At 39.1% G+C, this 12,762-nt stretch carries 13 protein-coding genes; 2 read left to right on the top strand and 11 right to left on the bottom strand.

What is annotated here, in order from left to right; all coding sequences use genetic code 11:
• Positions 1–33: 33 nt before the first annotated feature.
• The 3 genes from DTW91_RS09295 to DTW91_RS09285 all read right to left on the bottom strand — a co-directional run bounded on the left by DTW91_RS09295 (position 34) and on the right by DTW91_RS09285 (position 2,505).
• Complete coding sequence (locus DTW91_RS09295) at positions 34–396, bottom strand: four helix bundle protein (RefSeq protein WP_125203108.1); 363 nt, start codon at positions 394–396, stop codon at positions 34–36.
• Positions 397–415: 19 nt separating this feature from the next.
• The gene (carA, locus tag DTW91_RS09290) at positions 416–1,498 is read right to left on the bottom strand and encodes a glutamine-hydrolyzing carbamoyl-phosphate synthase small subunit (protein ID WP_125203107.1); all 1,083 of its coding nucleotides are present in this window, start codon (positions 1,496–1,498) and stop codon (positions 416–418) included.
• A gap of 104 nt (positions 1,499–1,602) precedes the next feature.
• Positions 1,603–2,505 (bottom strand): aspartate carbamoyltransferase catalytic subunit, encoded by a 903-nt coding sequence (locus DTW91_RS09285; RefSeq protein ID WP_125203106.1) that lies wholly within the window; start codon positions 2,503–2,505, stop codon positions 1,603–1,605.
• A gap of 253 nt (positions 2,506–2,758) precedes the next feature.
• On the opposite strand from DTW91_RS09285, the gene DTW91_RS09280 reads away from it, so the two are divergent.
• Positions 2,759–3,220, top strand: coding sequence for an Lrp/AsnC family transcriptional regulator (locus DTW91_RS09280; protein WP_228412698.1), 462 nt, complete (start codon positions 2,759–2,761; stop codon positions 3,218–3,220).
• Positions 3,221–3,317: 97 nt separating this feature from the next.
• On the opposite strand, the gene argH is transcribed toward DTW91_RS09280, so the two are convergent.
• From argH to DTW91_RS09240, 8 genes are all read right to left on the bottom strand, one after another.
• Positions 3,318–4,622 (bottom strand): argininosuccinate lyase, encoded by a 1,305-nt coding sequence (argH, locus tag DTW91_RS09275; protein ID WP_125203105.1) that lies wholly within the window; start codon positions 4,620–4,622, stop codon positions 3,318–3,320.
• A 330-nt stretch (positions 4,623–4,952) separates the two neighbouring features.
• Complete coding sequence (locus DTW91_RS09270; RefSeq protein WP_125203145.1) at positions 4,953–6,035, bottom strand: M20 family metallo-hydrolase; 1,083 nt, start codon at positions 6,033–6,035, stop codon at positions 4,953–4,955.
• Complete coding sequence (argB, locus tag DTW91_RS09265; RefSeq protein WP_125203104.1) at positions 6,010–6,801, bottom strand: acetylglutamate kinase; 792 nt, start codon at positions 6,799–6,801, stop codon at positions 6,010–6,012. The genes DTW91_RS09270 and argB overlap by 26 nt, the downstream gene beginning before the upstream one ends.
• Before the next feature lie 101 nt (positions 6,802–6,902).
• Positions 6,903–7,871, bottom strand: a complete 969-nt coding sequence (locus DTW91_RS09260) for an acetylornithine carbamoyltransferase (RefSeq protein ID WP_125203103.1) — start codon at positions 7,869–7,871, stop codon at positions 6,903–6,905.
• A 181-nt stretch (positions 7,872–8,052) separates the two neighbouring features.
• A complete protein-coding gene (locus DTW91_RS09255) occupies positions 8,053–9,225 on the bottom strand; it encodes an aspartate aminotransferase family protein (RefSeq protein ID WP_125203102.1) in 1,173 nt (390 codons plus the stop codon).
• Positions 9,226–9,260: 35 nt separating this feature from the next.
• Positions 9,261–10,226 carry an N-acetyl-gamma-glutamyl-phosphate reductase gene (gene argC / locus DTW91_RS09250; RefSeq protein ID WP_125203101.1) on the bottom strand — a complete coding sequence of 322 codons (966 nt, stop codon included), beginning with the start codon at positions 10,224–10,226 and terminating at the stop codon, positions 9,261–9,263.
• Positions 10,227–10,408: 182 nt separating this feature from the next.
• Positions 10,409–11,602, bottom strand: a complete 1,194-nt coding sequence (locus DTW91_RS09245) for an argininosuccinate synthase (RefSeq protein ID WP_125203100.1) — start codon at positions 11,600–11,602, stop codon at positions 10,409–10,411.
• Positions 11,595–12,173 (bottom strand): N-acetyltransferase, encoded by a 579-nt coding sequence (locus DTW91_RS09240; RefSeq protein WP_228412697.1) that lies wholly within the window; start codon positions 12,171–12,173, stop codon positions 11,595–11,597. The genes DTW91_RS09245 and DTW91_RS09240 overlap by 8 nt, the downstream gene beginning before the upstream one ends.
• Positions 12,174–12,447: 274 nt before the next feature.
• On the opposite strand from DTW91_RS09240, the gene DTW91_RS09235 reads away from it, so the two are divergent.
• Positions 12,448–12,684: a helix-turn-helix domain-containing protein gene (locus tag DTW91_RS09235; protein WP_185144767.1), complete on the top strand. Its 237-nt coding sequence runs from the start codon at positions 12,448–12,450 to the stop codon at positions 12,682–12,684.
• Positions 12,685–12,762: the final 78 nt, after the last annotated feature.

Genomic DNA, 12,762 nt, shown 5'->3' with positions numbered 1-12,762 from the left:
ATAACAATGTATAAATTTAACAGTGTAACAATGTTACGAGCCTTTTTCTTTTGATAGACTTGTACTTAATATTTTATAAATTATTTTTCCTATTTCTATTAGCTGTAATTCTAAATTTTCATCAAAAGGATAATTAGGAGAATGTTTACAGAGATACAGCCAATATTTTGTTTCTTCAAGTTCTTTCGCAGCAATTTTTATTTTATGAATAAAATCTTTTTTGCTGTACGGATTTTGTGCTTCAAATGAATTAGCACCAATACTAGTTCCTGCACGTAACAATTGTTTGGCAATCACGTATTTCTTTTTCTCTTCCAAAAGTTCACAATAATCAATAATATCTAATGAAAATTTTACTGTTTTTGTGATTAAAGGATTATTCTCAAAATTTATCATTGGATTATTTGATGAATTGTTAGACTGTTACATTCTTAAATTGATACATTAAATCTATAAAATCATCAAATAGATAATTCGCATCTTCAGGTCCTGGACTTGCTTCCGGGTGGTATTGAACTGAGAAACAAGGATGGATTTTGTGCTTCAAACCTTCGTTGGTTCTGTCGTTCAGTGCGATGTGTGTTTCGATTAAGTCTGTGTCTTTCAAAGATTCCCGGTCAATTGCGTAACCGTGATTCTGAGAAGTGATGGCCACTTTATTTTTTTCTAAATCCAAAACCGGATGATTGCCACCTCTGTGACCGAATTTCAGTTTATAAGTTTTTGCGCCACAAGCCAAACCAATCAATTGATGCCCCAAACAAATCCCAAAAATCGGCACTTTTCCAAGCAATCCATTGATCATTTCTGAAGCACCTTTTACATCTTCCGGGTCGCCGGGACCGTTGGAAAGCATTATTCCGTCCGGATCCATCAATAAAATTTCTTCTGCTGTTGTGTCCTGAGAAACCACGATGATGTCGCAATTTCTTTGAGACAATTCGCGAATGATTCCCAACTTGGAACCGAAATCTACCAACACGACTTTGAAGCCTCTTCCCGGACTTGCATAAGCTGTTTTTGTGGAAACCTGTTCTACTTGGTTGATTGGGAAATTGGTCACTTTCAATTCTTCAATCACGGAATTTTCGTCCGTTTCAGCATTCACGACTTTTCCCTTTACAACACCTTTATTACGAAGGATTCTGGTCAGTCTTCTGGTGTCGATTCCTGAAATTCCCGAGAGATTTTTCTTGATAAAAAACTCGTCCAAAGTCATTTGAGTTCGGAAATTGGAAGGCAAATCGCACAATTCTTTCACGATTAAACCTTTGATGGCCGGTTCGATGCTTTCGTAATCGTCGCGGTTGATACCGTAATTTCCGATCAAAGGATAGGTCATACAAACGATTTGTCCGCAATAGCTGGGGTCAGAAATCAATTCCTGGTAACCCGTCATCCCGGTGTTGAAAACCACTTCGCCGGCAGTATCCTGTTCTGCGCCAAATCCTATCCCATTGAATACTTCTCCGGATTCTAATATTAATTTCTTTTTCATTTACTTTTTATAGATTTAAGAATCGAGATTTCTTGTTTCTTGTTTCTTTTTTCTTTATTTCATTTTTACTCAAAAAAAACACGCCCGAAAAGCGTGAATTAATATTAATTTTTGGAATCGATAAACTCGAAACCTCTTTCCTCCAGATCATATTTGAGAATCGCCATCCTTGCAAAAACACTATTCCGCATTTGCTTGAAAATTCTCGATCTTTCACATTCCACCAAATCCGAATCTATTTCCACGCCTCTATTGATGGGCGCCGGATGCATAATGATGGCATTGGGTTTCATTTTCTTTTCTCTTTCTTTTGTCAAACCGAATTTCTTGAGATAATCTTCGGGTTTGAAGTTGAAATGCCGCTCGTGACGCTCGTGTTGGATTCTTAACAACATCAAAACATCCACACCTTTCACGAGGCTGTCGAACTGCATATACGTTCCGTTGACCAGCATTCCTTCGTCAAACCAGAATTCGGGTCCCGAGAAATAGACTTTAGCACCCAATCTCCGGAACAGTCCGGAAGCCGAGTTCGCCACACGGCTGTGCTTGACATCGCCCACGATTCCGATGTTGAGACCTTCGATCTTGCCAAATTCCTGAATGATCGTCAGCGCATCCAAAATAGCCTGTGTCGGATGACTTCCAACACCATCGCCGGCATTGACGATGCAAAGGTTAACATCCTGAAGCTGGTCATAATATCTTTTTTCCGGATGTCTGATGACGGCCAGTTCTACGCCGATGGCTTCCAAGGTTTTGACGGTATCCGAAAGCGTTTCGCCTTTGGCAATCGAGCTGTTTTCGGCTTCGAAATCGATGACTTGCAATCCGAGTTTCTTCTCGGCCATTTCGAAGCTTGTTTTGGTTCTGGTGCTATTCTCAAAAAACAGGTTGGCAGCGAACACATCGCCTTTAATTGTGCTGACTTTACCGTCGGCAAATTCCTGTGATTCTTGTAAAATTTTTTCTATGCTCTCTGTAGAGACGCGGGACAGCTTGATCATATTTCAAATTTATAAATAAAAAAAACGAAGCCTAAAAGACTCCGCTAAATATAAAAAATATTGTTGTTGTCGGCAATACTGCCAAATATTTTTGTCGCTAAATTCTGTTCCAGATTCATTAGCTGCAAATGTACCAATATTTTCGAGATTACGAAATCTTATCAATCATTTTTTTATGTAAAATCAATCAACTTCTGCGTGTATAATTTTGTCAATCAAATATTTTCTTTACATTTGAAAGAATGATCTTACTATGAGTTTGGACAAAAAAGACAAATTGATACTTTCCCTTCTTCAGGACGATTCTACGCTCTCTGTGAAGGAAATCTCCGAAAAAATCGGTCTTACTTTCACGCCGACTTATGAGCGCATCAAAAATCTTGAAAAAAATGGCGTTATAGAGAAATATGTTGCGCTCCTCAACCGAGAAAAACTGGGAATCAACATCGTGGTCTATTGCAACGTGCGGCTCAAAGAGCAATCTCAAACCACATTAAAAGATTTTGAAAATTATATCTCAAAATATGATGAAGTGCAAGAAATCATCAGCCTTTCTGGTGAATATGACTATCAGCTAAAAATCCTGGCAATAGATATTAATTCCTATAACCATTTTGCCGTCAATGTGATCTCAAACAGCCCGCACATCGGGCAATATCACAGTTCTATCGTTTTGGCCGAAATTAAGAAATCTACGAAATTTAAGCTTGATTAAAATTTTTAAATGCAAAGAACGCAAAGTTTTTTTAAGCAATTCAACGTTTTTAAGTTCGCAAAGGCGTAAAACTTAGCAAAGAAAACAAAGACTTAATTTAGCCCAACAATTTATCTCTTATTTTATTAAATTGATATTCGATTTCGTCGAGGCAAAGGTTTCCCAAACTGCCTTGATGTGTGTGAGTGAGTTCTTTGTAATCATACTCAAATACGCCATTTTCTATTTCCTGACCGACTTTCACATAGGCCTCCCGGAATGATTTCCCGTTCTGCACTTCTTCATTGATTTTCTCGACGCTGAAAATGTACTTATACTTTTCGTCGTCGAGAATATTTTCTTTCACTTCGATATTCGGAAGTGTATAAATCAGGATTTCCAGACATTCTTTCAAAGAATCGATGGCTGGAAAAAGGATTTCTTTCGTCATTTGTAAATCTCGGTGATAACCTGAAGGCAGATTATTCGTTACCAAAATCAACTCGTTTGGCAAAGCCTGAATCCGGTTGCATCTTGCTCTTACCAATTCGAATATATCCGGATTTTTCTTGTGTGGCATAATACTGCTTCCGGTCGTAAATTCTTTCGGAAAGCTTATGAAATCGAAATTTTGGCTTAAATAAAGACAAACATCGTAAGAGAATTTGCTGAGAGTTCCTGCTAAAACCGACAACGAACTGGCCAGTAGTTTTTCCGATTTACCGCGCGTCATTTGCGCATAAACTGCGTTGTAATTCAGGGTTCTGAAGCCGAGCTTGTACGTCGTACTTTCTCTGTCAATCGGGAAAGATGATCCATAGCCGGCGGCCGAACCGAGGGGATTTTTATTAATGATATTCTTAGTCGCAAACAGCAATTCCAAATCGTCAACCAAAGATTCTGCATACGCTCCAAACCACAAGCCGAAAGACGATGGCATCGCAATCTGAAAATGCGTGTATCCAGGCAGCAATACCTCCTTATGAAGGTTGGCTTTGTCCTTTAAGATCTGAAAAAAGGAATCGGTGAGTTCCGTGATTTCTCGGATTTCATCAATTAGATAAAGTTTTATATCGGTCAAAACCTGGTCGTTTCTGGATCTTGCCGTGTGGATTTTCTTTCCGGTTTCGCCCAATTTTTCGATGAGGATATTTTCGATTTGAGAATGGATGTCTTCTGCAGTTTTATCGATTTCGAAACTTTCTTTTTCGATTTCTGAGAGAACTTCTTCCAAAACTGCCACGATTGCCTGCTCTTCATCAAGACGAATCAATCCAACTTCTGCCAGCATTTTTGCGTGAGCGATAGAACCCAAGACATCGTATTTTGCTAATTTTTCGTCAAAATTCAGGTCTTTTCCGACGGTGAATTTTGTAACCAAATCATTGGTTGTCGTATTGTCTTTTTGCCAGATTTTTTTCATTTTGTAATATTTTGATGTTTTGAACGCAAAGCGCGCAAAGTTTTTTTTGATTTTTATTGAAAACATTTTTAAGGTTCGCAAAGGCGCTTACGCTCAGCTAAGACTAAATTTTAAAGTTCTTTTTTCATTCTGAGGAATCTAAACGGTTGAGATTCCTACGGAATGACAAACTTTGTGGTTATTAACCTTCTCTTGTTTTATACTGAATCTGCAGCCCGACTTGAGCGGAAATCCTTTTTTGCGTATACTCAAGTTCTATTTAAACTGGAATCGTCGGCAAAAAAGATTGGGAGCGGAAGGCGGAAAAGCTGCCCAAATCCTTAAAATTTATTACAATATTTTCTCTAATATTTTGATGTAAACATCGATGCCTTCTCGGATTTCGTCGATGTAGATAAATTCGTCGGCGGTGTGGGAACGCAAGCTGTCGCCGGGTCCCAACTTGACCGATGGGCACGGAATAATCGCTTGATCCGAGGATGTCTGCGAACCATAAGTTGTCCTGCCCAACGCCAATCCCGCCTGAACAACCGGATGGTTGACGTCGATTTTTGAGGATTTTAAGCGGAAAGACCTCGGTGTCAGTTTGGATTTCATCTGCGATTGGACGATTTCGAAAACTTCTCGATTCGTGTATTCGTCTGTCACGCGGACATCCAAAGTAAAATTACATTTTTCAGGAACCACGTTGTGCTGCGTTCCTGCGTTGATAACTGACAATGTGACTTTCACTTCGCCCAAATAATCGGAAACTTTTGGGAATTTGAAACCGAGGATATTTTGCAGATCCTTCATACATTTTACAATCGCATTGTCATTGTTCGGATGTGCGGCGTGAGAAGGCGTTCCCAGCATTTCGCCATCGATGACGAGCAAACCTTTTTCTGCGAGTGCCAGATTCATTTTTGTAGGCTCGCCGACGATGGCTAATTCTACGTTTGGAAGTTGCGGAAACAAAGCTTCGATGCCGTCCAAACCTGAGATTTCTTCCTCCGCCGTCAAAGCAATGACGAGATTGTGCGACAAGTCTTGCGCTTCATAAAAATAAAGAAAAGTCTGCGCCATCGCCACCAAAGAGGCGCCTGCATCGTTGCTTCCCAAACCAAATATTTTTCCATCTCTTTCAACCGGAATAAAAGGGTCCAAAGTGTAAGCTTTGTTAGGTTTTACCGTGTCGTGATGCGTATTGAGAAGAATCGATGGTTTGGCAGGATCATAATATTTATTGGCGGCCCAAATGTTATTTTTGAATCGGTTCACCTTCAGTTGATTTTCAGTGAAAAAGCCTTCAATAATGAGCGAAACGTTGTATTCATCGCGACTCATAGATGGGGTTGCAATGATTTTTTTCAACAATTTGACGGCGTTTTCCGTCAATTCCTCTCTGCTAAAGACAGATTTCAGTTCCTTCATTTCCTTTCTTGATTTGGTCTGACAGTTTTTTTTCATTGATGAGAACTACTTTCTGAACGCCATTTTCTTTGGCTTGGAAAGCATTTTCGAGTTTTGGAAGAATTCCTTTGCTAAGTTTTTCCTCATTTTTAAGCTTGGAAAATTCTTTTTTATTGATGGTTTTAAGATTTGAATCTTCATCATCTATATTTTCCAAAACCCCATTTTTATCGAAGCAGAACAGCAATTCGGTTTCAAATATCTTTGATAAAGCCATCGCAATCGTTCCGGCAATCGTGTCTGCATTGGTATTTAGAAGATCTCCTTTTTTATCGTGGGTGATTGCAGAAAACACCGGAACCAAACCCAGATTCATCATATTGATCATCAATTCCTTATTGATACTTTTTTCGCTAATATCGCCAACAAATCCAAAATCGATGCTTGGATGTTGTCTTTTTTCCGCTTGAATTAAATTGCCGTCAGCTCCGGAAAATCCCATCGCATTGCAACCAAAACTCTGCAGTTTTGCCACCATATTTTTGTTAATATTTCCAGCGTAAACCATTGTCACGATGTCCAAAGTAGCTTTGTCGGTAATCCTTCTGCCCTCTATCATTTGTTGCGGAACATCCAGTTTTTCGGCGAGCTTACTAGCTAATTTTCCGCCACCGTGAATCAAAATTTTAGCCCCCTGAATGTTTGAAAATTGCTCAAGAAAAACGTTCAATGCTTTTTCGTCATCGATTAAAGCGCCTCCTATTTTTATGATTTTTAGTTTTAGCATTTTGTTTTGAACGCAAAGTGCGCTAAGATTTTTTATCTATTATTGAAAATATTTTAAGGTTCGCAAAGGCGCTTACGCTCAGCAAAGATTAAATCTTGCTTTTATTTTAATTCATCTAAGATTTCAGAAAAAACCACTTGTGCAGAGAAGATTCTGTTTTTCGCCTGCTGATATATGATTGAGTTTTCGCCATCGATCACTTCATCGCTCAATTCCAGATTTCTACGTACAGGAAGGCAATGCATCACCTTTGCATTGTTGGTCGATTTTAATTTTTCGGTGGTCAACATCCAGTTTTCTTCAACTTGCGGCATCGCGGCATAATCCTCAAAAGACGACCAGTTCTTCACATAAACGAAATCGGCATTTTTCAACGCTTCGTCCTGATTATGAACTACTTTTGTGTCTTTTGTGAAATTTTTATCCAAATCGTAAGCTTCCGGATTTGCAATCAAAAAATCGACGTCCATTTGTTGCATCCATTCTGCAAACGAGTTCCCAACAGCTTGCGCAATCGGTTTGATGTGAGGCGCCCAAGTCAAAACGACTTTAGGTTTTCTGTTAATTCCGAACTTGTCGAAAGGCCAATTTTCTGTGATTGTGAGGCAATCTGCCAGACTTTGCAGCGGATGACGCGTCGCAGATTCCAAAGAAATAACGGGAACTTTGGCGTGTTTCAAAAACTGGCTCAAGATGCTTTCCTTCACATCGTCTTCTTTACTTTTCAGTCCGGCGAAACATCTTACGGCAATGATATCGCAATACTGATTCAGAACCTCGATGGCGTCTTTGATATGTTCTACGGTATCGCCGTTCATCACCGTTCCGTCTGCAAATTCTAGATTCCAGGCTTCTTGTGCAGCGTTGAGCGTTAGGACATTTAATCCTAAATTTTGAGCGGCAATTTGAGAACTCAATCTGGTTCGCAAGCTGGAATTGAGGAACACCAAACCAATCGTTTTTCCTTTGCCTTTAGTCGGATTTCCTAATGGATTTTTTTTTATTTTTAAGGCTTTTGCAATGAGATCCCGCAAATGATCTATATCGTAAACCGAAGTGAAATTTTTCATGTTGATTATTATTTTGAATGCAAAGCGCAAAGATTTTTTTATGTGATTCGCTGTTTTTTTTGTTCGCAAAGACACTTCGACAAGCTCAGTATAAAGTACAAACTCATCAAAGATTTTAACCAGAAAAGTCTATATTTTACTTTTAATCTTAATCCAGAAAATTAATTTGGATGTGATTAAATTAGTTTTCAATAAGATTTTTGTCGATTTTGTGGTTCATTATTTTTAAGACACTTTCCAAAGCAGTGATGAACAAATCGGATTCTTCTTCCGAAATATTGAGCGCCGGTAAAATCCGCAGAACATTCCTGTCATTGGCATTTCCGGTGAAAATAAAATGTTCAAACAGCAATGCTTTCCTGACATCGGCACAAGCCTGATCCAGCTCGATTCCAATCATAAGACCGCGTCTTTTGATGCTTTTGATGTGAGGAAAATCTTTAATTTTTTCTTCGATATAAGCTCCGATTTTCTCTGAATTTTGAATTAAATTTTCATTTTCAATCACGTCCAAAACGGCTATTCCAGCAGCGCAAGCGAGATGATTGCCTCCAAAAGTGGTCCCGAGCAATCCGTAACTCGCTTCGAATTTTGGATGAATCAGAACGCCGCCCATCGGGAAACCATTTCCCATTCCTTTTGCAACGGTAATCAAATCCGGCTGAATGTCGAATTCCTGATGGGCAAAGAATTTCCCGGAACGGCCATAGCCCGACTGCACCTCGTCCAAGATCAAAACTGCATCATTTTCTCTGCATAATTTTTCAACTGTTAAAATGAATTCTTTTTCCAACAAATTGATGCCGCCAACGCCTTGAATTCCTTCTACAATGACCGCAGAAACTTCTTCTCGATTTTCCGCAAAAATCTTTTCCAATTCTTCAGAATTATTGAATTCGCATTTGATAAAATTGTCAGATTTGTTGATTGGCGCTACAATTTTTGGGTTGTCCGTCGCGGCAACTGCAGCCGAAGTTCGCCCGTGGAAGGCTTCCGAAAAATAAATCACTTTCTTTTTTCCGTTATGAAATGAAGCCAATTTCAATGCATTTTCGTTGGCTTCCGCTCCCGAGTTGCAAAGAAAAAGGGAATAATCTTCGTAACCTGATAATTTTCCCAATTTTTCGGCCAACTCGATTTGCAAATTATTCTGAACCGAATTGGAATAAAAGCTGATTTTATCCAATTGATTTTTCAGTTTTTCAACGTAATGTGGATGGTTGTGACCGATGGAAATCACGGCGTGGCCGCCATAAAAATCGAGGTATTTTTGTCCGTTTTCATCCCAAAGGAAAGAAGCTTCAGCCTTCACAGGATTGATATTGAAAAGTTGATATACGTTGAATAAATTCATTTTGGTTGATGGTTTTGGGTTGATAGTTGATTGATCTAAAACGCCAATGATTTTAAGTTTAATCCAAGATGTTGCTCCCAGCCATTTGCGATGTTCATATTTTGAATTGCTTGTCCAGATGCGCCTTTCAGCAGATTATCGATGGCGGAATGAACGGCTATTTTATTTCCTTGTTTTTCGATTTGGATGACGCAGAAATTAGTATTCACAACTTGTTTCATATCAATCGGTTTCGCTGAAATTTTTACAAAAGGCGAATCTTTGTAGAAGTTTTTATATAAGGAATAAATTTTTTCTAATTCCAAATCACATCCAATAATTGAACTTGTAAAAATCCCCCTGGCAAAATCGCCACGCCAAGGCACAAAATGGAGTTCGACTTTTTCTTCATTAAGCCTATTTATTTGCTTAATAATCTCATCGACGTGCTGATGATTCAAAGTTTTGTAAGCGGAAATATTGTCATTTCGCCACGTGAAATGCGTGGTAGCTTGCAAAGATTGTCCTGCGCCGGTCGAACCGGTAATTCCCGTGGTGTAAACATCTTTCAGCACATTTTCCTTGGCCAAAGGCAATAACGCCAGCTGAATTGCGGTCGCAAAACAGCCGGGATTGGAAATGCTTTTTGAATCCTGGATTTCATCAAAATAAATCTCAGGCAAACCGTAAACGAAATTTCTATTTCCAAATTTGCCATCGAGGCGGAAATCATTTCCTAAATCAATGATCAAAGTTCCATCTGGAACCGGATTTTCCCTCAACCAGTTTTGACTTTCTTTGTGGGGAAGGCAAAGGAAAAGGATGTCTGCCTCATCAACTTCGTTGGTCAAAGTCAAATCACATATCGAATCCAAATCCGGATATAAATCAGAAATCTTCCGGCCGAAATTGGAACGGCTGAACAGAAATTTGATTTCTACCTTCGGGTGGAATGCGAGTAAACGAACGAGTTCGCTGCCTGTATATCCGTTGGCTCCGATGATTCCGACTGATTCTTTCATTTTTTATTTTAGACGCAAAGAGCGCAAAGTTTTATTTTAAGTTGATTTTTTTTAAGTTTGCTATGACCTTGATCCCCTTTTTATTGATGCAAATCTAAAGGAGCGGAAATTCTTATTTGCTTGTCTTCATGTTCTTTTTAAGTGAAATCGTGAGCAAAAAAGATTGACTTCGTCCAATTATTTTAATTTAATTTATTGACCTGATGATAAATATTGAGCGCGTTGCTAAGGATTTTGGTAAACCCTTTGACATCGTCGCCCGTCCAAGCGAGATTTTCTTCGCCGTAACTTCCGAATTTTGAGGACATTAAGTCATTTTCGGATTCAATTCCATTCAGAACAAAACGATAGGGATGAAGCGTGACAAAGACTTTTCCATTGACCATCTTCTGAGAATCCTGCAAAAAAGATTCGATATTCCGCATCACAGGATCGAGAAAAAGTGCTTCGTGCAGCCAGTTTCCGTACCAATCGGACAATTGTGATTTGATGGTCTGCTGGTATTTGGAAAGGGTATGTTTCTCCAAAAGATGATGCGCTTTGATGATAATTGCAGCGGCAGCAGCCTCGAAACCGACACGGCCTTTGATGCCGACAATGGTGTCTCCAACATGAATATCGCGGCCAATTCCGTATGGCGAGGCCAATTGTTCAATCTTCTGAATGGCTAAAACGGGATGAGAAACCGCCTCGCTGTTGACGGAAATTAGTTCTCCATTTTTGAATTCGATTTCAAGATTTGATGGTTCGGTTTTCTCAACTTTTGAAGGATAGGCATCTTCTGGAAGAGAAAATCTAGACGTCAAAGTTTCTTTTCCGCCGACGGAAGTTCCCCACAGTCCTTTGTTGATGGAATATTTTGCCTTGTCAAAATCCATTTCGTAATGGTGATCTTTGAGAAACTGAATTTCGGCTTCGCGCGACAAACTCAAATCCCGAATGGGTGTTATGATTTCGATTTTGGGGCATATTACGCTGAAAATCAAATCGAAACGAACTTGGTCATTTCCTGCGCCCGTGCTTCCGTGCGCAATGGCATCTGCTCCGATTTCCAGAGCAACTTGCGCAATCGTCTGTGCCTGAATGGTTCTTTCTGCGCTGACAGAGAGCGGATAAGTATTGTTTTTCAGCACATTACCGAAAATCAAATATTTCACGCAATCGTTATAATATTTTTCCGAGGCATCTACAAATCTATAGGAAGCAACGCCTAATTTTTCTGCTTTTTCTTCTAAAGAAATTTTGTCATTCTCGTCAAAACCACCGGTATTGATTGTGACGGCGTGAACTTCGTAATCCAAAATTTGGCTCAGATATTTGGCGCAGTAAGACGTGTCCAGACCGCCGCTAAACGCCAAAAGCACTTTCTTACTCATTGTTGTTATTTATGGATTCAAAATTCTCCTTTTTTCCTTTATTCAGATTTTCTGGCACAAAAAGCATGGCGGTGCAGAGGCAATTTTTGCGGTTCTTCATCATCAGAATATCATAGTTTACACAATTTTTGCAACCGTTCCAGAACTGTTCGTCTGGAGTAAGTTCAGAATATATCACCGGTTTGTAGCCCAAGCTGCTATTGATTTTCATCACGGCCATTCCGGTGGTCAAACCAAAAATCTTGGCCTCGGGGTATTTCTCTTGGGACAGCTGGAAAATTCTTTTCTTGATCTGAGTTGCCAAACCGACATTCCTGAACGGAGGTGAAACGATTAACCCGGAATTGGCGACATATTCCCCGTTTGTCCAGGTTTCTATGTAGCAGAAGCCCGCCCAGGCTGCATTGTCGTCCATTGCAATCACAGAATTGCCTTCCGCAATCTTCTGACTAAGATAGGCGGCAGACCGTTTTGCGATGCCCGTTCCGCGCTTTTTTGCAGAGTCTTCCATTTCCTGTCGGATGTCCTCTACGTAGATCAAATGTTTCTCTGACGAAACCTCTATTTTCATCTTTTTTATCTAATTAAGTTGCAAAAATAAGTATAATTATCTTAAATAGACAAATTATAAAGATAATTTTATCTGAAAAATAAACTTTTTCAATATTTTATCTTAGGAGTAAAAATCAAATATTGCTAAGTTATTATATCTTTGCAAAAAAGGTATAGATATGGAAAATCAATGTCCAAAATGCAACAACCAGAATGTTACAAAAAGCGGAATTATAAAGGGCAAACAACGGTTCTACTGCAAAAATTGCAACTATAATTTCACCGTTAAAAAAATGGGGAAACAAATTGACGATTATTACGTCACCAAGGCTTTGCAACTTTATCTGGAAGGCTTAAGCTATCGGGAAATCGAAAGAATAATCGGTGTTTCGCACGTCAGCATAAGCGCTTGGATCAAAAAATATAATATTACGAGGCCGCCACATTCTGAATTTCATCCCGTCTATAAGATTCTGAAGCAAAATGAATTAATAGAAACCTGTTGTGCATTTAGGATAAATTCATTTTAATTTTGTTCAAACTTCTTTTGAAAACAAAGAAATTGAGATATTGAATCATTGTAAAAGATGTGATTTTGGAGGTAATTC

It is taken from the genome of Chryseobacterium sp. SC28 (assembly GCF_003932955.1).
Lineage (GTDB): Bacteria > Bacteroidota > Bacteroidia > Flavobacteriales > Weeksellaceae > Epilithonimonas.
This window is presented reverse-complemented; position numbering and strand designations above follow the sequence as displayed.